17 protein-coding genes and 1 tRNA gene are annotated in these 24241 nt (G+C 34.8%); 10 read left to right on the top strand and 8 right to left on the bottom strand.

Features of this window, described 5'->3' with window-relative positions; genetic code table 11:
* The first annotated feature begins 107 nt into the window (after positions 1-107).
* A complete protein-coding gene (cmk, locus tag B6A10_RS12015) occupies positions 108-800 on the top strand; it encodes a (d)CMP kinase (RefSeq protein WP_188221068.1) in 693 nt (230 codons plus the stop codon).
* A 43-nt stretch (positions 801-843) separates the two neighbouring features.
* Here the strand turns inward: cmk and B6A10_RS12010 are convergent, their stop codons facing one another.
* Positions 844-1281 carry an Hsp20/alpha crystallin family protein gene (locus B6A10_RS12010; protein ID WP_188221067.1) on the bottom strand — a complete coding sequence of 146 codons (438 nt, stop codon included), beginning with the start codon at positions 1279-1281 and terminating at the stop codon, positions 844-846.
* 293 nt (positions 1282-1574) lie between these two features.
* On the bottom strand, positions 1575-2156 hold the full coding sequence (locus tag B6A10_RS12005) for an O-methyltransferase (protein WP_188221066.1): 582 nt from the start codon (positions 2154-2156) through the stop codon (positions 1575-1577).
* A 467-nt stretch (positions 2157-2623) separates the two neighbouring features.
* Between B6A10_RS12005 and rpsA the strand changes: the two genes are divergently transcribed.
* From rpsA to B6A10_RS11980, 5 genes are all read left to right on the top strand, one after another.
* A complete protein-coding gene (rpsA, locus tag B6A10_RS12000) occupies positions 2624-4399 on the top strand; it encodes a 30S ribosomal protein S1 (protein ID WP_055092657.1) in 1776 nt (591 codons plus the stop codon).
* A gap of 155 nt (positions 4400-4554) precedes the next feature.
* Complete coding sequence (locus B6A10_RS11995; RefSeq protein ID WP_188221065.1) at positions 4555-7206, top strand: gliding motility-associated C-terminal domain-containing protein; 2652 nt, start codon at positions 4555-4557, stop codon at positions 7204-7206.
* 31 nt (positions 7207-7237) lie between these two features.
* Positions 7238-8173 (top strand): PorP/SprF family type IX secretion system membrane protein, encoded by a 936-nt coding sequence (locus B6A10_RS11990; RefSeq protein ID WP_188221064.1) that lies wholly within the window; start codon positions 7238-7240, stop codon positions 8171-8173.
* Positions 8174-8183: 10 nt separating this feature from the next.
* Positions 8184-10307: an OmpA family protein gene (locus B6A10_RS11985; protein WP_188221063.1), complete on the top strand. Its 2124-nt coding sequence runs from the start codon at positions 8184-8186 to the stop codon at positions 10305-10307.
* Between the two features lie 149 nt (positions 10308-10456).
* Positions 10457-11011 (top strand): fasciclin domain-containing protein, encoded by a 555-nt coding sequence (locus tag B6A10_RS11980; protein ID WP_188221062.1) that lies wholly within the window; start codon positions 10457-10459, stop codon positions 11009-11011.
* A 92-nt stretch (positions 11012-11103) separates the two neighbouring features.
* Here the strand turns inward: B6A10_RS11980 and pheT are convergent, their stop codons facing one another.
* The 4 genes from pheT to B6A10_RS11960 form a co-directional block, all read right to left on the bottom strand.
* Positions 11104-13524: a phenylalanine--tRNA ligase subunit beta gene (gene pheT / locus B6A10_RS11975; protein WP_188221061.1), complete on the bottom strand. Its 2421-nt coding sequence runs from the start codon at positions 13522-13524 to the stop codon at positions 11104-11106.
* Between the two features lie 322 nt (positions 13525-13846).
* A complete protein-coding gene (locus B6A10_RS11970; RefSeq protein WP_188221060.1) occupies positions 13847-14755 on the bottom strand; it encodes a hypothetical protein in 909 nt (302 codons plus the stop codon).
* 286 nt (positions 14756-15041) lie between these two features.
* Positions 15042-15902 (bottom strand): bestrophin family protein, encoded by an 861-nt coding sequence (locus tag B6A10_RS11965; RefSeq protein ID WP_188221059.1) that lies wholly within the window; start codon positions 15900-15902, stop codon positions 15042-15044.
* A 33-nt stretch (positions 15903-15935) separates the two neighbouring features.
* Positions 15936-17447: a hypothetical protein gene (locus B6A10_RS11960; RefSeq protein WP_188221058.1), complete on the bottom strand. Its 1512-nt coding sequence runs from the start codon at positions 17445-17447 to the stop codon at positions 15936-15938.
* Positions 17448-17586: 139 nt separating this feature from the next.
* Here B6A10_RS11960 and B6A10_RS11955 point away from each other — a divergent pair, with 139 nt between their 5' ends.
* From B6A10_RS11955 to B6A10_RS11940, 4 genes are all read left to right on the top strand, one after another.
* A complete protein-coding gene (locus tag B6A10_RS11955; protein WP_055092640.1) occupies positions 17587-18021 on the top strand; it encodes a PaaI family thioesterase in 435 nt (144 codons plus the stop codon).
* Positions 18022-18054: 33 nt separating this feature from the next.
* Positions 18055-19116 (top strand): isochorismate synthase, encoded by a 1062-nt coding sequence (locus B6A10_RS11950; protein ID WP_188221057.1) that lies wholly within the window; start codon positions 18055-18057, stop codon positions 19114-19116.
* Between the two features lie 46 nt (positions 19117-19162).
* Positions 19163-19879: a bacillithiol biosynthesis deacetylase BshB1 gene (gene bshB1 / locus B6A10_RS11945; RefSeq protein ID WP_055092636.1), complete on the top strand. Its 717-nt coding sequence runs from the start codon at positions 19163-19165 to the stop codon at positions 19877-19879.
* An 85-nt stretch (positions 19880-19964) separates the two neighbouring features.
* Positions 19965-20038: transfer RNA gene (locus B6A10_RS11940), tRNA-His, on the top strand.
* A gap of 58 nt (positions 20039-20096) precedes the next feature.
* Here the strand turns inward: B6A10_RS11940 and B6A10_RS11935 are convergent.
* Both B6A10_RS11935 and B6A10_RS11930 read right to left on the bottom strand, forming a co-directional pair.
* Positions 20097-22607, bottom strand: coding sequence for a PemB family protein (locus B6A10_RS11935; protein ID WP_188221056.1), 2511 nt, complete (start codon positions 22605-22607; stop codon positions 20097-20099).
* A gap of 118 nt (positions 22608-22725) precedes the next feature.
* On the bottom strand, positions 22726-24180 hold the full coding sequence (locus B6A10_RS11930; RefSeq protein WP_202986219.1) for a sialate O-acetylesterase: 1455 nt from the start codon (positions 24178-24180) through the stop codon (positions 22726-22728).
* Between the last annotated feature and the right edge of the window lie 61 nt (positions 24181-24241).

Here is a 24241-nt window from a genome sequence, read left to right as displayed (position 1 = left end):
TAATTTATAAAGAAAGGCTGTTGAAATTTTCAACAGCCTTTTTTGTTTGCTAAGATTAAAAAAATGTACTTTTATTGCTTTTTTGAATAAACTTAGAAACTAGAATTTTGGATAAAAAGATTACCATTGCAATCGACGGATTTTCTTCAACTGGGAAAAGTACTTTGGCTAAACAACTGGCTAAAGCATTAGGTTATGTATATGTAGATACAGGAGCCATGTATCGTGCGATTGCTTATTTTTCGATGCAAAAAGGCTATATAAAAACCGATTATTTGGATAAACAATCGCTAGTTGAAAGTTTGCCAAACATCCAGTTGCAATTTCAATTTAATACCGAATTAGGTTTTGCTGAAATGTATTTAAACGGTGAAAATGTGGAAAAGCAAATCCGTACTATTGAAGTTTCCGGTTTTGTGAGTAAGGTGGCTGAAATTCCGGAGGTTCGTGCTAAATTGGTAGAACAGCAACAGCAAATGGGTAAAAACAAAGGAATTGTTATGGATGGTAGAGACATTGGGACAGTTGTTTTTCCGGATGCCGAACTTAAAATTTACATGACTGCCAGTGCGCAAACCCGAGCACAAAGACGTTATGATGAATTAATCCAAAAAGGCGATCAGGTAACTTTTGAAGAAGTGCTTCGAAATGTGGAAGAACGCGATTACATTGATACCCATCGCAGTAATTCGCCCTTAGTGAAAGCAGAAGACGCAATAGAAATTGATAATTCTAATCTGAACAGGGAAGAGCAATTTGAATTGGTTTTGAAATTGGTTCAGGATAAAATTAAAGAATAAAAAAAAAGAGTTAGCGAAAACTAACTCTTTTTTTGTTTTTAGTTTATTTGATATCGATTAATTTTGGAGATTTTGGTTTTGCGGCTTCCTTTTTAGGGATGCTGATAGCTAAAATTCCATTTTCATATTTGGCTGAAATTTTTTCTTCATCGACTAATTCAGGAAGTGTGAAGGAACGACTAAAAGACTGGTAGCTGAATTCCTGTTTGGTAATTCGTTCTCCATCTTTGACTTCATTGTTTAGTTTTTTTTCAGAAGAAACGGTTAATAAATCATTATTCAGTTCAATTTTGAAATCTGATTTTTCAAATCCCGGAGCAGCCACTTCTACAAAAAAGAAGTCTTTGTTTTCTTTGATATTTAAAGAAGGTAAAGTAGTGTTGGTTTTTGAAAAATTGTCTCTATTCCAACTTTCAAAATCATTATTAAAAAATCTGTCAAATAAACTAGGCCATTGGTTTTGATATCTAACAATTGTCATAATAATAAAATTTTAAGTTAAACAATCTTTTTATAATTGAATAGCAAAGAAAATACCATTTGCAATAAACTGACAATAAGTTAGTTGTTGTGTTTTTTGATGTAATTTTGTTTCTGAAAATTTTGATAATTTTTAAGAAATAAATGTCAAATTTTCAGTTTTTGAATGGTTGTTTTTTTATCGCAAACTTGTCATTCTGACGAAGGAAGGATCTCATTAGGTTTTAATAATTATGTTTAATTGCCACACGAAAGGATTCGTGCGGCAGCGTGGGATTATAGCTTTTGTTATACTTAGTACTTTTTTGTTGCTATTATAATTCCAGTTGACCAATTCATTTTAGTCAGATTGAAATCTTTTCGATTTTCTAAATATTCTATTAGTTTATCAACGTTTTCTTGATGTCCTTCAGGCCAATTAGGTTGAGCCAACATATCATCAATAATGTATAGGCCACCAATTTTTATTAAATCAAGTATTTCATCAACTTCACTATATTTTCCTGGCCAGGCATCTGCAAAAACTAAATCAAATTTTTCTCCTTTATAACTTTTAATCCATTCTGTTCCGTCCGCATATATTATTTTCACTCTTTTATCTTCTCCAAAATAATTTTCAGCTATCTCAATCAGTTTCGGGTTATTGTCGATACTAATTAATTTGGATTCAGAATCCATTCCATCTATCATCCAGGATAGAGACAATCCAATGCCTGTTCCTAATTCCAGAATATTTGATTTTGGTTTAGATGTTGTCAATGTTTTTAATAAAGTTCCGATGTAAAGGTCAGAAGGCATTGTAAAACCAATTTCTTTAGACTTCTTTTCGATTTCTGAGTGAATCTTAGGCTTGTCTAGAATATTTAAATCGTTCATATTTATGTTTTAAAGTTTTTGTAGGATGTTTTTCGTGAATTAAGCACAACTAACGTGTATGTATGATAAAATCATATAAAGCCACCTGAAAAAGGTAGATGTGTATGAGCGGTTGTGTTATTAATTTTCAAATATATCAAAATAGCTTTACAAAATATCATTAAAAATCAATACTTTCTGCTCCAAAAATCAGTAAAAATCGCTGTTTAGTAAATTTGACAACTTTCGAAAAGTTGTCAAATTTTAGTTGAAATGACTGATAAAATCGCTGTTTGGGTTATTATTTTGTTTACTAAGTGATTATCAGTGAGATTTGTTTTGTGGTTACGAATTTATGTTGTAATTTTGCGCACCTTTTGGTGAATAAGAGTTTCCTTTAGGTATCAACTATTTATATCAACAACTTCTGTAGTTTTCTATCACATTAAGAAGCTCAAGCGAACACAGAATACAAATTTTTAATCAGCATGTCTGAACAATTAAAATCACAAGAAGAGTTTTTAGCAAATTTTAACTGGCACAATTTCGAAGAAGGTATTGATGCAGTTGATGAGAAAAACTTACAAGAATTCGAAGAATTAGTATCTAAAACTTTCATCTCTACAGATCAAGAAGAAGTAGTAGAAGGAGTTGTTGTAAGAATTACTGATAGAGACGTAATCGTTGATATCAATGCTAAATCTGAAGGTGTTATCTCTTTAAACGAATTTCGTTACAATCCTAACTTAAAAGTTGGAGATAAAGTAGAAGTATTAATCGACATCCGTGAGGATAAAACAGGTCAATTAGTATTGTCTCACAGAAAAGCACGTACAATCAAATCATGGGATAGAGTTATCGCTGCTAATGAAACTGGAGAAATCGTTAACGGTTTCGTTAAATGCAGAACTAAAGGTGGTATGATCGTAGACGTATTCGGTATCGAAGCGTTCTTACCAGGTTCTCAAATTGATGTTAAGCCAATTAGAGATTACGATGTTTACGTAAACAAAACTATGGAATTTAAAGTTGTGAAAATCAACCACGAATTCAAAAACGTTGTAGTATCACACAAAGCGCTTATCGAAGCTGATATTGAAGTACAGAAAAAAGAAATCATTGGTCAATTACAAAAAGGACAAGTATTAGAAGGTGTTGTTAAAAACATTACTTCTTACGGTGTGTTTATTGACTTAGGAGGTGTTGATGGATTAATCCACATCACTGACTTATCTTGGTCAAGAATCAACCACCCATCTGAAGTTCTTGAATTAGATCAAAAATTAAACGTTGTAATCCTTGATTTCGATGATGAGAAAACAAGAATTCAATTAGGATTGAAACAATTAAACGCTCACCCATGGGATGCATTAGATGCTAACTTAACTGTAGGTGATAAAGTAAAAGGTAAAGTAGTTGTTATCGCTGATTACGGTGCATTTATCGAAGTTGCTGAAGGTGTTGAAGGTTTAATCCACGTTTCTGAAATGTCATGGTCTACTCACTTACGTTCTGCTCAGGATTTCGTAAAAGTAGGTGATGAGGTTGAAGCAGTTATCTTAACTCTTGACAGAGACGATCGTAAAATGTCTTTAGGTATCAAACAATTAACTCAAGATCCTTGGACTGATATCACTTCTAAATACCCAGTTGGTTCTAAACACACAGGTATCGTTAGAAACTTTACTAACTTTGGAATCTTCGTTGAATTAGAAGAAGGAATCGACGGATTAATTTATATCTCTGATTTATCTTGGACTAAGAAAATCAAACACCCATCTGAATTCGTAAACGTAGGTGAGAAATTAGATGTTGTTGTATTAGAATTAGATGTTGAAGGACGTAAATTATCTTTAGGTCACAAACAAACTACTGCTAATCCTTGGGATAAATATGAAGAAGCTTTTGCTGTAGGAACTATCCACAATGGTGAAATCTCTGAAATCGTTGACAAAGGAGCTACTGTAGAATTTGGTGAAGATATCGTTGCTTTCATTCCTACTCGTCACTTGGAAAAAGAAGACGGAAAGAAATTGAAAAAAGGTGAATCTGCTGATTTCAAAGTAATTGAATTCAACAAAGAATTCAAAAGAGTAGTTGCTTCTCACACTGCTATCTTCCGTGAAGAAGAAGAGAAAAATGTGAAAGCTGCTTCTGAAAACACTGCTGCTGCTTCTACTAATGCACCTGCTGCAACTTTAGGAGATAACAATGATGTGTTAGCTGCTTTGAAAGCTAAAATGGAAAAATCTGAGAAAAAATAATTCTCTGTTTTTATAATTTTGAAAGCCCCGCAAATTGTGGGGCTTTTTTTATGGTGTTTCTACGATGTATTTTGTCGATTTTTTTTGATATTCTTGATACTTTATTTCTTACATTAGCAATAAATTAGCTGAAGTGTCATCAAAAAATTCCAAGTATGATTGAAAAACTACTTTATTTTATTGAAAAATATTTTGTAACAGTATCGTTCTTTTTTTTAATTTTTTTATCCTCAAATAGTTACTCGCAATGTGCAGGAGAAGATGCTTCACTCACCATTTGTGCTGATGATTTAATAAAAGATAGTAGTAAGACTATCAATCTTTTTAGTCTTTTGGGAGGTAGTCCTGCGACAGGAGGTACTTGGATTGATAATTCGAAACCACTTGAAGTTGCAATTTTTGATGGGATTTTGAATGCACAATTACTACGTAATAGTGATGTTTACACCTATACTTATGTTCAGGATCCTTCTGTTTGTTCCGATAATGAAGCTACTGTTACGGTTAAAATAGGTCCTTATACCGGCGTTCCCAGTCCAAATGTTTCTGTTTGTGATGATGTAACTTCTTTTAATTTGTTTTTAGCTTTTGACGGAACTCAATTAGCTCCTCTGCAAAACGGTACATGGACAGGTAATACTACTTCGGTTACTTTGTCAGGGAATACAATTAATCCTAAGCTTTTGGGAGAAGGAAACTATTCTTATACTTATACAATTCCTACTTTAGATAGTTGTCCGGAGCAATCAGCATCAATCTCTGTTTCTGTTTTTAGAAAACCTGTTCCAGGAGACCCTATGGATTTACTTCTTTGTAGTAATGTAAATTTGGCAGCTTATAATAATTTGAATTTAAATAATTTATTGGTTGGAGAAGATGCAGGTGGAAAATGGACAGAATTAAATGCTACAGGTCAAATCACAAGCTCTATTGATAATAAGGTTGATGTTCAAACAATTTATAATAACTTCGGAGCCGGAGTTTACAGTTTTAGATATACGGTAACGTCCAATAATCCAATTTGTACCGATTCATATACAGATGTAAAAATAATTATTGAAGACCTAATAGATTTTACAGGAAGTACCTTGATGGTAAACTCTGATATTTGTGAAGACCAAATCCCTGCAGCCACTTATTCCGCTACATTAACCAAAGGACCACAGCCAGTGCCAAATGGGAATTATGATGTTGCTTACTCGATTAACAACGGAATTTCAAATTATCCTTTTACTGTAAATGGAAATTTTACAAATGGAATTTTTAATTTTTTAATAGATAAAAATTATTTACAAACAGTAGGAGATTACACTTTTACGATAACCAGTATCAAAAATACTTCTTATTATGGTGCTTGTACTAATACCTTAGGCAGTATTACAGATGTTTTGAGTATTAATCCTTTGCCAAGAATTAACAATGCAACAGTCGTTATAGATCCGGTTTGTAAAGGAATGGATGCTCAGGTTCAATTATCAGGAAATACTAATTTGACAGACGGAAATTACCGAATAACCTATAATTTATCAGGAGATAACACAGCGGCTAACCAACAATTGGATTTTACGGTTGCCAGCGGTATAGCTAATTTTGCTATTCCGGCTAATTTAATTCCGAATGTAGGCGTAAATACAGTGTTTACCGTTACGAATATTGTAAACTTAACTACAGGTTGTAGCAATTCGGTGGCTTTGGCTAAATTAATTACAGTGAAGCCTTTACCAAATGTATCTGCGGTGGCTTTAAGTATTAATAATATTTGTTTAGGACAGACTGCTACGGTTCAACTAACAGGATTGGGAACGTTGACTAATATCACGATTGATTATTCTTTAAGTGATTCAAATGTTGCAACTAATCAAAATGTTACGCTTAACGTTGCTTCAGGAAATACCAGTTTTGTAATTCCGGCTTCAGCGCTTGCTAATTCAGGAAATACCACGTTTACTTTAAATTCTGTTCTTGATAATGGGAATGGATGTAGTGTGATGGCTTTGAATAAAACCAAAGCGTTTGTGGTAAATACCGTTCCGGTTACTCCCTCTGGAAGCAGTTTTGTTGGTTGTAAAAATGATTTGGCAAGCATTGCTAATTTGACACCCAGCGGTTCACAATACCAATGGTTTGATTCGGTTTCAAGTTCTACTGTTTTAAATACTTCTACATTATTAGTTACGGGAACTTATTATGTAAAAGAAGCAAATGCAACCACAGGATGTGAATCCGGAAGAGCAGCTGTAACGGTAACTATTAACGAATCAGATACTCCGGTTCTTGCTACAGACGGACAAAATTTCTGCGGATTAGACAATCCAACCATTCAGAATTTAAGTGATAAAACTACTGCCGATGATACTTTGGTTTGGTTTGATGCTGCCGAAAATGGTAATCAGTTAAACGCAAGTTCGCTTTTAACGGACGGAAAAACCTATTATGGATTTAATTTTTCCAATTCGACCAATTGTTACTCAGATGCATTAGAGGTAACAGTGGTGCTTTCTAATTGCGAAGAAACACCGGATTTCTTTATTCCGGACGGTTTTTCTCCAAATGGAGATACGGTGAATGATACTTTTAGAATTCCAACAATCGAATTTATTTATCCTGATTTTACTTTAGAAATATACAACCGCTACGGCAATTTGCTTTTCAAAGGAAATAAAAGTAAGCCGGCCTGGGATGGTAGAAATTCTGATTACAAAGTTGGTATAGACGGTATAGCACCAAACGGAGTTTATTTTTATGTGCTTCATTTGAACAAAGGAAATAAAAAACCAATTCAGGGAAGATTATACTTAAACCGCTAGAGGGATTCATTATTATTAAATAAGATTTCGAATGAAAAAAATAATATTCAGTATCAGTTTTTTATTGTTTTTACTAAAAGTAACTGCCCAGCAAGATCCGGAATATACGCATTATATGTATAATATGAATGTGGTCAATCCGGCTTATGCCACCGGAACGCAAGCCATGCTGGACTTAGGGATTTTGTATCGTTCGCAGTGGGCGGGAGCGGTTGGAGCACCTAAAACGTTTAATTTTTTTGGACACATACCATTGAATAAAAAAGTTGAAATGGGCGTTTCAATTATTTCTGATGACATTGGTGACGGAGCTAAAAAAGAAGATAATTTCTATGCTGATTTTGCCTATGTTTTGGATATGGGCAGTCGGGCAAAATTATCTTTGGGATTAAAAGCAGGATTCACCTCGTTTAAAACGAATTTTAACGGTTTTGTTTTTGAAAGTGGAGACGCTTCAACAGATGCCGCTTTTCAGGAAAATATAAATCATGTTTTTCCAAATATTGGTGCAGGAGCTTATTTCTTTACCGATAATTATTATTTAGGATTTTCGGCGCCTAATTTACTTTCGTCCAAACACATCGAAGAACGTTCCGGAATTAATGCTTTTGGTTCTGAGAAAGCACATATGTTTTTCACCGGAGGTTATGTGTTTAATTTGTCGGATTCATTTAAGCTGAAACCGGCTTTTATGAGCCGAATTGTTCCAGGTTCGGCTGCTTCTTTGGATGTTTCTGCTAATGTATTGTTTAATGAAAAATTTGAATTGGGAGCTTCTTACCGCATTGATGATTCGGTAAGTGCCTTGATGAATATCAAAGTTTCTCCAAGTATAAGTGTTGGTTACGCTTACGATTATACGACTTCAAATTTTGGGCAATTCAATTCGGGCACACACGAAGTTTTTATGCTGTTTAATTTAGATTTATTAGGTAAAGGTTTTGATAAATCACCAAGATTCTTTTAATATGATAACGATGAAAAGAATATCTCTTATTTTAATTGTGTTGGCGTTTCAATTTGCAAAGGCACAAACTCAGGATTTACAAAGAGCCAAACGCTTATTTGACCGAACGTATTACAGTGAATCGATTCCGTTGTATGAATCGATTATAGATAACAACCGCTCTTTTGAAGTTGTAAAAAATCTGGCGGACAGTTATTATTTTACCAATGATTATGCAAATGCGCAAAGACAATACCGTTTTTTAATCGCCCGTTTTCCGGAAAGTGTTGACGGAGATTATTATTTTAAATATGCACAAACTTTAAAAGCTTCGGGAAATTATGAAGAAGCAAATAAAGTAATGCGCGATTATTTTTTGAAAACCAATAATCAAAAAGCAATTGAAAAATTGGAAAAAGACAATTTGGTTTTAGAAAATATCTCGGCTTTAGGCAATCGCTACGATATTAAAAATATGCCTGTTAATACCCCAAATTCAGAGTTTGGAGCGGTTCCGTACAAACAAAAATTAGTTTTTTCGGCTGTAAAAATAAAGCCTTATGCTTTTGAAAAAATGTACAAATGGAATAACGAAAGTTATTTGGATTTAATGGCGGTTTCGCTTAAAAACCCAAAACTGGATTCTGTTAAAAAGTTTGCTGTCGAATTAGATTCTCCGTTACACGATGCGAATGCTGTTTTTACTAAAAACGGGAAAACAGTTTATTTTACCCGCAATAATTCTAACGACGGTGTGAGGGCTAAAAATGACCATAAAATTTCTACGCTTAAAATTTATAAAGCCGAATTGATTGATGGGAAATGGCGTAATATAACCGCTTTGCCATTCAATAGCGATAATTATTCAGTAGAACATCCAGCTTTGAGTCAGGATGAGAAGACTTTGTATTTTGCTTCTGATATGCCGGGTTCTTTAGGTTCTTTTGATATTTACAGTGTGGCAATTTTAGGTTCGGATTATGGAGCGCCTAAGAATTTAGGGCCAACAATTAACACCGATAAAAAAGAACAATTTCCGTTTGTTTCAAAAGAGAACAAATTATATTTTTCTTCCAATGGACATGAGGGTTACGGAATGTTGGATGTTTTTGTTTCTGAAATAAAAAATGGCGAGTTTTCAACGCCTTTGAATGTTGGTTTGCCAATTAATTCCGGTTATGACGATTTTTCTTTTGTAATTGATTCCGAAACTAAACACGGTTATTTTGCTTCGAACAGAAAAGGCGGAAAAGGCTCGGATGATATTTATGAAATCAACGAAATTCAGCCTTTGGTAGTAGAAAATTGTATGCAGTACATTGCCGGTATTATAACGGATATCGACACCAAACTTCCTTTGAGCAGTGCAAAAGTAATTTTGCAGGATGCTAATAAAAAACAAATTGAAACGGCACTGACAACTGCTGACGGACGTTTTTCTTTTTCGGTTGATTGCGAAAAAAGCTATACTGTTTACGCGTCAAAAGAACAATATACCGAAGCTTCAAAATTCCTGAAGTTGTATAAAGACAGAAAGAAAATCAATGATGCTTCGATGGCTTTAAAATCGAAAGAAGCGATTAAGAGAGAAGAATTAGCTGCCATAGAACAAAAGAAAAAAGAAGCAGCTTTGCTTGTTGTCAAACAAAAGAAAGAAGCCCAAATCCTTGCTGAAAAAGCTAAAGTTGAAAAAGAATTGGCTGCTAAAAAAGCCATTGCTGTAGCCGAAGCCAAGAAGAAGGAAAAGGTGGAAACGATTGTGGCAGCTGAGAAAGATATTGTAAAAGACAAAGACCGATTGCTTATTAAAACCGATCCCATTTATTTTGATTATGATTTATGGTACATTCGTAAAGAATCGAAGCCTATTTTGAATAAGGTAATTGATTTGATGAAAAAATATCCGGATATGGTGGTTGAGGTTGGTTCGCACACCGATAATCGCGGAAATGCAAAATATAATCTGGAACTTTCAACGAAAAGAGCCAATTCTACCCGCGATTATTTCATTAGTCAGGGAATTTCGGCCAAACAAATTTTTGCCAAAGGCTATGGCGAAACGGTACAAATTGTAAAATGTGAACCTAGTGAATCCTGTTCGGAAGAACAACATGAGTTAAACCGAAGAAGTGAATTTGTGATAAAGAATTTGTAAGCTTTACAAAGTTTTTGGTTTCCAAAAATAAATACAGGAAAGATAAAAAAAGTGAGATGTTTTTAATGTCTCACTTTTTTTATTTCTTTTTAAAACCAAAGTGAATCTATTACCGTAAATGCTTTTATATAACTTAAAAAAGTATCATTATGAAAGCTAGAAAAATTTTATCAGTTGCATTTTTTGCATTAGTATTCGGAGTAAACTCTTTTGCTCAAAAAACGGTAATGGTAGGTGGTGCTCCAATGTATCCTACTAAAAACATTATTGAAAATGCTGTTAATTCTAAAGATCACACCACTTTAGTAGCTGCCGTAAAAGCTGCCGGCTTAGTGGAAACTTTACAAGGAAAAGGACCGTTCACCGTTTTTGCCCCAACTAATGCTGCTTTTGACAAATTACCAAAAGGAACTGTGGAGACATTGTTAAAACCTGAAAATCTAAAAATGTTGCAAAATATCCTTACGTATCATGTCGTGGCAGGAAAAATGAATGCCTCTGATATCGCTAAAGCAATTAAGGCAGGTAATGGTAAAGCGATATTAAAAACAGTTAGTGGCGGTACTTTAACTGCCTGGATGAAAGGAAAAAAATTATACATTACAGATGAAAAAGGAGGAATGTCTGAAGTTACGATTGCTGATGTGAATCAATCGAATGGTGTAATTCACGTAGTGGATACGGTTTTATTGCCAAAATCATAGTTGTTTGTTGGTTTTGTAATTTGTTACAAATGAAAAACCCATCCTGTTTTTTACAACGGGATGGGTTTTGTTTTATGTACTTTCTTAAAATATTATCTCAAAGTAGCTCCAAGTTCGGTTTCAAAATTCTTTTGCAGTTTACTCATAATTTTGTCAATTTGAGCATCGGTAAGTGTTTTAGAATCGTCTTGTAAAATAAAACTCAAAGCATAAGATTTTTTACCTTCCGGAAGATTTTTTCCTTCGTAAACATCAAAAAGATTGATGTTTTTCAATAAGCTTTTTTCCGTTTGTCTGGCGATGCTATAAATACTGTCATAACTCACATTTTGATCAAGCAATAAGGCTAAATCTCTTCTAACTTCCGGGTATTTATTAATTTCGGTGAATTTAATTTTGTTAGGAATTGATTTTATTACATTTTCCCAGTTTAAATCGGCAAAGAAAACTTCCTGTTTGATTCCGAAATGTTTTAGAATTGATTTTTTTACCACACCAAATTCTACCAAAACATTGTGTCCTGTTCCGATGGTAATTCCTTCAGAAAACACATCTGATTTTGCAGGTGAATTTAGTGTTTTTTGAATTCCTAATCTGGATAAAATTCCTTCAACATAACCTTTGAATAAAAAGAAATCGGAAGGTTTTTGAGGATTAGTCCAGTTTTCCTGATTTTTGTTCCCCGTTAAAAACAAACTTAAATGTTTGTGTTCTTCGTATCCTGAAAGGAATTTATGGTAGGTTTTACCAAATTCAAATAATTTTAAATCGGCATTTTTACGATTGATATTGTAAGCAATGGCTTCTAATCCTGAAAACAATAAAGATTGACGCATAGTTGCCAAATCGTTACTCAATGGATTCAACATCGTTACATTGTGCTCTTCTTTTAGCATTTCAGAAAGCTGAACATAAGAAGATGTCGTTAAGGAATTGGCCATCATTTCGTGGAATCCTTGTGAATTCAATTGGTTTCCAATGATATTTTGCAATTTGTAATCTTCGTTTCTTGGAGCGTTAAATACAGTCGCGTTTAATTTGTTTGAAAAATCAATTTTGTTGTATCCATAGACTCTAAGGATTTCTTCAATAACATCAATTTCTCTTTGTACATCCACGCGATAAGCCGGAATAGTCAAACCTAATCCTGCTTCCGAAACACTGTTTACTTTGATGTCCAAAGAAACTAAAATTTGTTTGATTGTATCTTTTGGGATTTTTTGTCCAATGATTTTAGTTACCTTATCAAAATTCAAAAACACTGAGAAATCTTCGATTTTCTTAGTGTTGATGTCAACAATTTCCGAAGTGATGTTACCGCCGGCTACTTCCTGAATTAATAAAGCGGCACGTTTTAAAGCATAAGCTGTAATGGATGGATCAATTCCTCTTTCAAATCTAAAGGAAGCATCGGTGCTGATTTGATGTCTTTTAGCTGTTTTTCTAACGCTTACCGGATTAAAATAAGCGCTTTCTAAGAAAATAGCAGTAGTGTGATTGCTTACTCCGGAATGTTGTCCGCCTAAAACTCCGGCAATACACAAAGGTCCTTTTTCATCGCAAATTATTAAGTCTTCTTCGTGTAAAGTTCTTTCTACTTCGTCCAGAGTAGTAAATTTAGTTCCGGCTTCCACTGTTTTTACATGGATTTTACCATTGATTTTAGCAGCATCAAAAGCATGTAATGGTTGTCCTAAATCATGTAAAACATAATTCGTTACATCCACAATATTGTTTTTTGGATTGATTCCAATAGCTTTCAAACGGTCTTGTAACCAGGCCGGAGATGGTTTAACAGTAACTCCCGAAATAGTAACTCCGCAATAACGTGGAGCCAAAAGCGGTGCTTCAACATTGACATCAATTTTTAAAGTGCGCATATCCACTCTAAAATTACTTACAGATGGCGTAATCAATTCAACGCTAACTCCGTTTTGAAGTAAACCAGCTCTTAAATCACGGGCAGTCCCCAGGTGACTCATGGCATCGGCGCGGTTTGGCGTTAAGCCAATTTCGAAAACTTCGTCATTTTCTATTTTGAAAACTTTAGCAGCAGGAGTTCCCGGAGCTAAATCGTTATCCAAGACCATAATTCCGTCATGACTTTCTCCAAGACCTAATTCGTCTTCGGCGCAAATCATTCCGTGACTTTCCTGTCCGCGGATTTTTCCTTTTTTTATGGTAAATGAATTTCCTTCTTTATCGTATAAAACGGTTCCAATAGTCGCTACAGGTACTTTTTGTCCTGCGGCAACATTGCTTGCACCACAAACAACTTGTATTGGCGCTCCATTTCCTAAGTCAACGGTAGTTACTTTTAATTTGTCGGCATCCGGATGTTTTTCACATGTAAGTACATGTCCAACTACAATACCTTCTAATCCTCCTTTTACAGATTGATATTTTTCAACAACCTCTACTTCAAGTCCTAAATCAGTCAGTAAAGCTGCTGTTTGTTCTGAATTCCAATCGGTTTTAATGAATTGTTTTAACCAGTTGTAAGATATTTTCATTTGAATATTTTAATAAGGTTGCAAATATAAGGATTGTCAACCGAGCTTCAAAGTGATTAAACTTTGTTTTCTGTTTATTATCAATAATATTTTTTGTTGAAGTATAATTAATGTTTCGAAACAAAAGTTAGATGATTTCTTCAATGTGTTTTTTGATTTTTTTAGCAATTTTTGAAGTTGGTAAATCATTGTTGTTATTATCTTAGTTGTACAAATTTAAAAGTCATTTTTATTATTTGTATTCAACAATTGTAGGTTATAAATATTTGAGGCTCATTACAAAAAAGTAATGAGCCTCAATTTGTTTAATGATAAAAAAGGTTTAGTTTTGACATTCTAATCCTGCAACAGGATCTACAGAAACTCCAGTTCCACCAGCTGACCAGGAACCTGTTATAATTCCACCAGAATTAGAAGAATTCCATTTGATATTAATAGTGATAGTTTCACATGCTTTGACACTACCTTCGATAGTGATTATTCTATTTGAATTTTTTTCTCCTCCCGGAATTCTTTGAGTATGAGTTAAATTTCCACCTGTAATTGTTACTACAGCATCTTCACCTGTAAAGTTAGTTAAACCACCTTGAATTTTTAAATTAGAAACATCATCTTTTGAAGTAAATGTGTACTCAACTTCACGAGTTTCGTCACATGAAATACTTTTTCCTGTAAAAGAAGTAGAACAAGTACTTTCACATTTTCCAACAAGACCATAGCTAGTATTGAATTCTGCTTGTGGACCATTTCCGGCAACTTTTACATTGAAATTCTTTATATCACAAGTATTCCAAGTTGTTCCTAAAGGAAGGCTGTATTCGCCCCAAGTATTTGCAGTGGCACCAATTCCAGTCTCAATACCGTTGATGATAAGATCAGAGAAACCTTCTGTACTTAGAACTAAGATTTTAAAATCAGTTAAAGTGTTGAAATATTTGATATATACTGTTTTAGAAAATTTGTCATTATTTGGTCCACCCCATGAAACAGTTTGTTCATTAGTTTTTTCAAAGTAAATGGCAGAACCTGCTTCAATACAATTAGCACTACAGCTTTCGTAAGTTGTTAATGAATAATTTGTAGTAGGAAGTTCAGCAGCTGTTATTAAGTTTTTTGAAGTTGAAACTTTTGCAGAAAGATTGCTTGCTGCTACATCTGAAGTTGTTGTTTCGTTTTCTGTTGTACAGCTAAAGATAGCCAGTGTTAATAATGATAGTACAATTTTTTTCATAATTTGTTTACAAATGATTTAGTTAATGATTGATTGGGTATCAATTTTTTTGTAAATATTATGTGATAAAAATTATAAAGAAAAAAAATCCGTTAAAGCTGTTTTAAAAATCGATTAAGTGTATAAAATGCTTTTTTAAAGGAAAAAAATTACAGAAATATTAGTTGTTTTTTGTGTTGAATTATTGTAAAATAATCTTGTTTTTGGTGTTTTTATATAGAATAAATCAATAAAATACTTAAAGATTCTTTTTTATTAGCGTATAAAGTAAACTTTAAAAAAAAAATTAAATGATTTCTTCGATGTGTTTTTTGATGTTTTCGGCAATTTTAGTGCTTGGTAAATCATTGTCGTCATGCCCAAAAGGTTCTTCAATTTCTTCAGCAATTAATTCTAAACTGGCCAAGACATAGAAAATAAAAATCACCACAGGAATTACAAAATAACCGAGGTTAAAAACGTAACCAAACGGAAGTGTCATGACATAGAAAAAGATGAATTTTTTCAAAAAAGCACTATAAGAATAGGGGATAGGAGTATTTTTAATGCGTTCGCAGGCGCCACAAATATCGGTTAAAGACTGGATTTCGCTATTTAAAATAATCAGTTGGTCTCCTGTGATTTTTTGACTTTTGTACAGCTCATTTACCTTCATAAACAACATTTTAGCTACCTGATTCGGGCGATGTGAATGGTGGTCGTGCAATATAATATCTTCAGCGAGTTGTTTGGCCGTTTCTTCGTCTTTGAGATGTTTATTCAGGATAGAAGCGTAAACGGGAATAATTTTTCTAAAAAATGCCCGGTCTTTTTCGTCTTCAATGATAGCGTTTAGTTTAATGGCCAGATTTCGGCTGTTGTTTACCAATGCGCCCCACATTTTTCGGCCTTCCCACCAGCGATCATAAGCGGTGTTGGTTCTGAAAACAAGCAAAAGTGAAATCACAAACCCAAGCATTCCATGCATCATCGAAATGTTTTTTACATGGCTGTCATCCGGCAAATCCCAATATTCCAGTTCTAAATAAGCAACTGCTGTGGAGTAAATTCCAATTAAGATGATTAAAGGAAATAATTGTCGGAAAGTGTCGGCTTTGTGAAAACGAAAAATAAAAGTAAGCCAGTCTTTTGGATTGTATGAAATCATCAGGGGTATTTTTTTAGTCGGAAACTGTTTTTTTTAGTTTGTAAGAGGAGCGCTTTGGTAAGCACCTAAATCGGGCGGTAAAGTTCGGGTTTTTCCGTTAATGTCCAGTGAAATTAAATAAGCCGGATTTCCTTTTGCGAAAGCGGCGGAAGTATTGTTGATGTTGAGTTTGTTATTGGTAATGTCTAAAAATCGCGGATTTTGATTCAAAATAACATTGTTGTAATGACTGTTGTCGTTGAAATTGTATAAAGAATTGGAATTGTTGGATTCGGATTTTAATAAGCAATTGTTGAATTGAAATTCAAAAAGAGCAGCCTCATTTTTATCCAAAAACAATTCGTTAGCATAGGCTCCGTAAATAATGCAATTGTTAAAAGTGGCCTGAGTCAAATCCTTAGCTGTCGGCGTTTTGTCTGTTTTGTAATTGTTTAAAAGTAAAGCTTTTTGTTGCGAACCGTTCCAATAGTTGTTAATGGTGCAATGGGTAAATTGATAATTTCCGCCATAGATACAGCCTAAAGTGGCTATTCCGGCAGTATTAATGACCAGATTTTCGCCGGTAATTTTGGCATTTTGAGCTAAAATTCCATAGTTGGACGAATTGTAAATTTGGCTGTTTTTTAAACTAACTGTGGTGTTGTCCTGATTGTCAATTCGTAGACCAATTGTTGCATTTTTTATCGTAAGATGATTGATTTTATGATTAGTGCTTCCGTCACGAAGCCAAATCGTTGCCCATTGTCCGGGAATATTGGCGTAATCTGCTTCCAGGCGATCGCCTTCAAAAATGATTTCGTTTTCTAATTGGCTCGTTTCAGAAACCGTTCCGTTACATTGCAAAGAAGCCGATTGCGGAACAATTAAACCGGAATTAGTATGAAAATAAACCCGTGCTCCGGCGTCAAAAACGACTGTTTTTCCTTCGGGAACGGTGGCGTAACCGTAGATTACATAAGCTTTTTGATTGGTAAAATGCAATTCGTTGCCATTAGTTGGATCATTTTCATCTAAATAAAAACCATTAAATTCGGTATCGTCAAAAGTGACAGTTTCAGTAGTGTTATTGTTTACTCTTTTTGGGTATAAAAAAACAGCATCTTTGACTAATGTGAGCAGTTTTACTTTTTGTAAATTACTACCGCTGTCAAATTCAATTTCGTCGGTATATAAAAAATCATCCGGATTGGCATCAGCGATGGTAGGTGTAGTTTCGATAAAAATATAAAGACTGTCTTTGGCTAATAAAACGACATCTGTGAAAATTTTGTTGTTTTGTCCCTGCGTGCCATCAACGGTTATACGGTATTTCGAAGCAAGTCCTTTGCCTAATTTTATGGTTGGAATATTAATATCTTTCTTGCTGTGGTTGTACACTTTTAAAAGATAAGTACTCGAACTAATTGTTGAAAAAACAGTGTCTAAAAAAACGGTATCTCTTGAGAAAACTAATTTCCCGTTGCTGGGAACAGTCGAAAAATCTGTTCGGCAGGAACAAATAGTAAGCAGAATTCCGAAAATAAAAAGTAGCGAAAAAGGACGCATGTGTTTTGTTTTTTTGTAAAAATAGAAAAAAACTCATTCGTTGACACTTTATTTAATCGGTTTGGAGTGAATATAGCGGCTATTTTCGAGCGGAATATTTATTCTTTTCTTTATTTTTACAAGCAATTAAATTAAAAGCATGACATTCGATAAAGAAAAAATTCTGGAATACTGTAATCGTATTTCAAAAAATACCTTAATGGAAACCTTAAATATTCAATATGTAGATGCAGGTGAAGGTTTTTTAACTGCTACAATGCCTGTTAATCCGAGTGTTCATCAACCGATGGGGCTGTTGCATGGAGGTGCTACAGTAGCTTTAGCCGAAAGTGTAGGCAGTGCAGCCTCTTTTATTTTTATTAATCCTGAAGTAAGCGAAGTGCGCGGAATAGAAATTTCGGCCAATCATTTAAAATCCAAAAGAGAAGGAATGGTTACGGCCACGGCTAAAATTATTCATCAGGGGGCCAGCATTCATTTGTGGGAAATAAGGGTTGTGGATGAAAGGAATAATTTGGTTTCCTTGTGCAAACTCACCAATATGGTTTTGCCTAAAAGAAAGAAAACACACTAAACACTATACAACTAACTTTTAATAAAACAATGTATGATTGATTTTTTTATAAAAGTGAAGCAGCAGGAAGCCCAAAAACTACCTTTTGTGATTTACAGTAAACCTTATAAAACAGAAGTGAGAGGTTTTTTTCAAAAAAATGATCATTTGTATTTTGCCGAAACCTTAGATGAAACCGGTTTTGTCTTTGCTCCTTTTGATGGCAGTCAGATGATTTTGATACCCAAGAACCAATCGGTAATTTGGGAATCGGATATAGTTTCATTTGATGAAAATCATTCACATGTTTACGCTTCGGAAGATAATGTTGAGGAAAAATCGCATTTTGAAAATTTGATTCAAAAAGCAATTACAGCGATTAAAAATGGCGAATTGACTAAGGTGGTGCTTTCCCGAAAAGAAATTCTGGAGGTTCCGGATTTTGATTTGGTTACCGCTTTTACTAAATTAATTCAACGTTTTCCAACAGCATTTTGCTATTGTTGGTACCATCCAAAAATAGGTTTGTGGATGGGAGCCACGCCGGAGCGTTTGTTAAAAGCGAGTAAGAAAAAGTTTTGTACGATGGCCTTAGCCGGAACACAAAATTTTGAAGGGAAAACCGATGTGATTTGGGAACAAAAAGAGGTCGAAGAACAACAATATGTTACCGATTATATTTTGGAAAATCTTAAGGGCTTAACTTCCGAGGTGGCAATTTCGAGCCCGTACACTGTTCAGGCGGGAAATGTATTGCATATTAAAACCGATATTGAAGGGGTTATTAATAAAGAATCCAGGTTAAATCAGGTGGTTTCGGTATTGCATCCTACACCTGCCGTTTGTGGTTTGCCAAAAGAAGTGGCAAAAGCATTTATTTTAGAAAATGAAGATTACAATCGGGAATATTATACGGGATTTTTAGGCGAATTGAATAAAAAAGATTTTGCCGAGAAAAAGCAAAAATCTGATTTGTATGTGAATTTGCGTTGCATGCAAATTAAGTCCAGACAGGCGTATTTGTACATTGGATGCGGGATTACGAAAGAAAGTATTCCTGAGAAAGAATGGAATGAAAGTGTGAATAAATCGATGACGATGAAAAGTGTGCTTTGAAGTTAGAAGGCAGAAAATAGAAAAAAGAGAAAAGAGAAACAAAATAATGAAATTAGATATATTAGCGTTTGGAGCGCATCCGGATGATGTAGAATTAGGATGTGCGGGGACTATTTTAAAAGAAGTTTCTTTAGGGAAAAAAGTTGGAATTATTGATTTGACCCGTGGCGAATTAGGAACCCGCGGATCAGCTGAAATCAGAGATGAGGAAGCAGCCGCAGCGGCTAAAATATTAGGTGTTTCGGTTCGCGAGAATTTAAATATGAGAGATGGTTTTTTTGTGAATGATGAAAAACACCAAATTGAAATTATTAAAATGATTCGCAAGTACCAACCTGAGATTGTTTTATGCAATGCGGTAGATGACCGTCATATTGATCATGCAAAAGGGAGTAAGTTAGTTTCCGATGCTTGCTTTTTATCCGGATTGATGAAAATAGAAACGGAGTCAGGAGGGAAGTTTCAAAAAGCCTGGCGCCCCAAAGTGGTGTACCATTACATTCAGTGGAAAAATATCGAACCTGATTTTGTAGTGGACATCACCGGATTCACCGAAAAGAAAATAGAGGCCATTTTGGCTTATCGTTCACAATTTTATGACCCTAATTCCAATGAACCGGAGTCGCCAATTACCTCCAAAAACTTTTTTGAGAGCTTAAATTATCGTTCCAGAGACCTTGGGCGCTTGGTTGGCTTAGAATTTGCGGAAGGATTTACAGTTGAAAGATTATTGGCTGTCAATAGTTTAGCGGATTTACGATAATTTTTTTTAATTTTTATTAAAAAAATGTTTGGAGAACTCGATTTCTGTTGTATCTTTGCCACCGCAAACAAGCAAAAAACAAATGGTGGTTGTAGCTCAGCTGGTTAGAGCATCGGTTTGTGGTGCCGAGGGTCGTGGGTTCGAACCCCATCATCCACCCAAAATCAAAAGCCTCTTCGAAAGAAGAGGCTTTTTTTGTGCTTTATAATTCTGTTTTTTATTTCCAACTCGTTTGAATTTCGTTTATCATGGTTTGCGAACCTCCGTTATAAAAAATTCCAAAACCGCCCCAAATTGAAGGTTTGATAAGAGCACTAAGAATCGTTTCCTGTTGATTGTTTGCAGTAAGTGAATCTGTCGGTTTGTTGCTCAAAGCTGCTGTCAAATGATTGTTTTTTACTTCCAGACTGATATTGCAACGACCGTTAAAAGCGTGTGTGGTTACAGCTTTGCTGATTTCATATGAAATTCCGTTTTGATATTCCAATAAAATGCAATCTACAGCATCGTGGTGTTTTGTAGTTCGGATGAAACGTAACGCATAGCCTGAATTAGTTTTGGCATCCCATTTAATCAGAATGTCCATGTACATATGCGCAACACTAAATCCCTGACCGGCGGTTTTAAATGGTGTCACTTGGAGATTAAATGTCATGTCGGTATAATTTCTTTTTACGGGAGTGTAGAGCAGGCGGGCACTTCTGCCTGTTGGTAAAAGTCCAAACTGATTGGCAGCACCATCAAATCCTTCGCCAAAATACCAGGCGTCTTTTGGGTTTGAATTATTGATGTCTTCTTTGTCTAAAGGAGAAAAAGTCCAAAATCCGGGAATAATTTCCAATTGATTTTTGGTTGAACTGTTTTTGAAATCAGCTATCAAGGTATTTTTGTTTGCTGTAATTTCATTGGCTGAAATGGCTTTTTGAGTCACTATTTTTATAGTTTTTCCGGCATCACTGCGATTGTTTTTTGGGGCAAGTGTCGCCATAATGTAATAAGACGAATCGGCGATGGTTAATGGATATTCTGTTAAAGGGATATTATCTCTTGAAACCGCAATTTCAATCGGATTTCCGCCTTTGTTATCGGTGCATCGGTAGTAGTTTATGATTGTTTGGTCTTTGAAATCGGTATTTATCTTATACTGAACGTTAAGAATACCGTTGTTGATTTTTGCAAAATGAGGAGCTTCTGTAAAAATCGGACTTTCTAATTTTGGCGGACTAATTTTAATCACTACAGCCGCTTCTAAGCCTGATGTGGTTTTGGCTGTAATGATAACATTTCTGGAGTCTCCGTCTAAAAGATTTGGAATAATTTCGCATTCGTTGCTGTTTGCAGAAGGTTTTAATTCAATAATAGTTTTGTCCTGAGAGGCTACTGACCAGTTTATCTTTTCGGGTTGTACTTCATAATTTCCAAAACGAAAGGCAGAGGCTTTTAATAAAGCTTTGTCTTTTTTGGTTTCTAAAGTTTTTTGAGAGGATTCAATTAATAGTTGTGTGGGTAAAAAACGTAGTTTTTTGCCTTGTTCTTTTTCGGCGGTTAAAACGATATTTTTGATGTTCATTGGATCCCAATCGTCATTTCCGGCTAAAAGATTGTAGGTGTTGTAAATAGTTTTTCCTTTAAAATTAAACCGATAAGCATTTAAAACATCCAAATTGCTCATATCGATAGTCGATTCGGGATTTTTGTTTTCAATTAACACAGGATTGTTATTTAAACTAACCAAATATTGATAATTGCGGGTTGTGAGTGGCAGATTATCATTCCAGCCCAAATAAATCGGATTTTCGGCAGTGAATTTTGTATCTATAACTGCCAGTTGTCCATTTGCTTTTGTAAAAAATTGATTCCCGTTGGTTAACGAATGTATTTTACAATTTAAAAAAGCAGCACCAGTACCTTTTGTCCAATAAAATGGTTTAGAACTGTAAAAGTCTAAGGTTGAATTGAGATAAACAGCTGTTCCGCAAAGTGCATCATCAGTTGATTCAAAGTGGCAGCGGTCAAAAAGAACCCTTTTCCCTCCCGTAAAAGGACAAAGATTCAGTCGGCTGATAAATCGGCAGTTTCTGGCCAGAATTTTATCGCCATCACAATGGATGAGTTGTGCCTGTACAATTGCTGTTGCTCTTTTTACTCTGTTAAGTTCAGGTTTTAAAGGGAAGTTTAAATCTACATTACAATAATTTCCAAAAGTGACATTTTCAGCATTGGTTCCTTCGCCAGATATTTTAAAAAGCGTAAAATTACCTATAGCGCCTATAGTTTGCCCGCGATTAGCTGCAATGACTACGTTTTCGGGATTGTTGGTTAAACCCAAAAAGCGTAACCAATCGCATTTAATATTTAAGGCATAAGGTACAGTTCCATCTCCTTCCGGTTTTCTGATTTCCGGGTCATCAGGATTGTCAACCCAGTACACGTTTGGAGCAATGTACAAACTCATTGGTGCTGTTTCCGTTCCGTTGCTAAGTTGTTTTACCGCATCATTGATAGAGTTAAATACATAAGGATATTTGGAGAGCTGTTCTTTACTGAACTGAGCATCTATAAAAAAGGCTTTTGGTCCTAATGAGATGGTTTTTCCCTGATAACTGATGGTTTTTCCTTTAAAAGTAATTGGATTTTTTGGGTCTAAAGATTGATAGGATGATTTTGTTTGTGCATTTAAAAAAAAGGCAATTAATAAAAACAGACTACAAAAAAGTGGTTTATTCATAATCAAGGGTTTGGTTGATAGTAAATATACAGTAATTTTTGTAAAATATCTGAGAGAGAAATGGAAGGGAAAGAAAAAGTCCCACCGAAGCAGGACTTTGTATATAGCGTAATTTTAATTAAAAAAGCTTTTTCCAGGGATTGTCACTTCTAAAAGGAACTGCAGGCAAGCCTTCTTTATTGATAAAATTAGACTGAGCGGCTTCATTCCATCCAAAACGAACCGAGTAGGGATGTGCTATTTCAGGAGAAGATACAATTACGGTATTGCCTTTTATTTCAGCTTTGGCGGGTACATATTCTCCATCGGCTCCGGCAATGCTAAACCAACTTAATGATTTTCCGTCACGGCTGACTAAACCGCTGCCAGTATTTGAAAAACTGATTTCAATTGTGTTGTTTACTGTTTTCATTTTTTGGAATACTGGTCCGGAACAAACTACATTTTTTTGTCCATACGCTTTGTTAGCAGCAATCAGACTCAATCTTCGGCCAACTTCCCATTTGTATCCCGGATGCAATTCGGTTATCGTATCGGTTAAATCAGTGATAGTAGCAAGGGCGGTATTTTTTAATTTTAAATTCAAAGCCTGGGCTTCCCAGAATTTTGGAAGTGTTTCCGTAGTAAGCGGTTTGTCTTTGGATGCCGAATAATTATAAGGGGCAATTTGTACAAAATAGAAAGGTAGTTTTTTGTCTTTCCAGTCGTTGCGCCAGCTTTCAATTAATGTTTTTAATTTGTAGGCATAACTTATGTTTTCACCCAAAAAACAATTGGATTCGCCCTGATACCATAAAAATCCTTTAAGAGTATAAGGAATTAACGGTTGAATCATCGTGTCGTAAAATTTTCCGCTGTCGCCACCGTCATTATTGAGTTTGTTCAGCATTTTTCCGTTTTTTAATTTGGGTTCAAAATCTAATTTTGAAGATTGAATCCAGGGCTCGATACGGCTTCCCGGTACAGCAGCCGAAATCATTCCGATAGGAACATGGAGTTTGTTGTATAAATCTTTAGCAAAATAATAACCCACAGCCGAAAAATCGACTAAAGAGCGTCCCATGGCGGCGTCCCAACCTAAATGTTCCGGATCCGGATCCATGTATTTTCTTCGATCCAGAAAGATGCGGATATTGGTATTATTTGCTTTGGTTAAATCGTCTTCCGGCGGATGATATCCTTTGGTTTTGGTTTCATAATTACTGTATTTGCGCATCGCATATTCCATGTTGGATTGTCCGGAACACAGCCATACTTCTCCCACCAAAATATTTTTTAAAACAATAGTATTTTTTCCTTTAATAATCATTTCCCGAGCTTCGAATGAGGCCTTCAACGGATTGAGGTTTATCATCCAATTCCCGGATTTATCGGTAATTGTGCTTTTGTTTTGTCCGGCAAAAGCAACCGAAATTTTCTCGCCCGCAGTTGCCGTTCCCCAAATTGCCACTTTTTTCTTTTGTTGTAACACCATATTGTGTCCTAAAATTTTAGGTAGTGTTATTTCGGCAAAAATTGTGGAAGTAAATAAGAAGAAAGCACTTAACAGAAATAGGTTTTTTTTTAAAGTCATAAGTTAATTGTAAATGATTTTTAGTCTTTTTTGACTCACAAATAATGCCAAATCGGGTACA

The sequence above is a fragment of the Flavobacterium pokkalii genome, assembly GCF_014596575.1.
In the GTDB taxonomy this organism is placed as follows: Bacteria; Bacteroidota; Bacteroidia; order Flavobacteriales; family Flavobacteriaceae; genus Flavobacterium; species Flavobacterium pokkalii.
The sequence above is the reverse complement of the archived record's forward strand: the minus strand, read 5'-3'. Positions and strand labels throughout refer to the sequence as shown.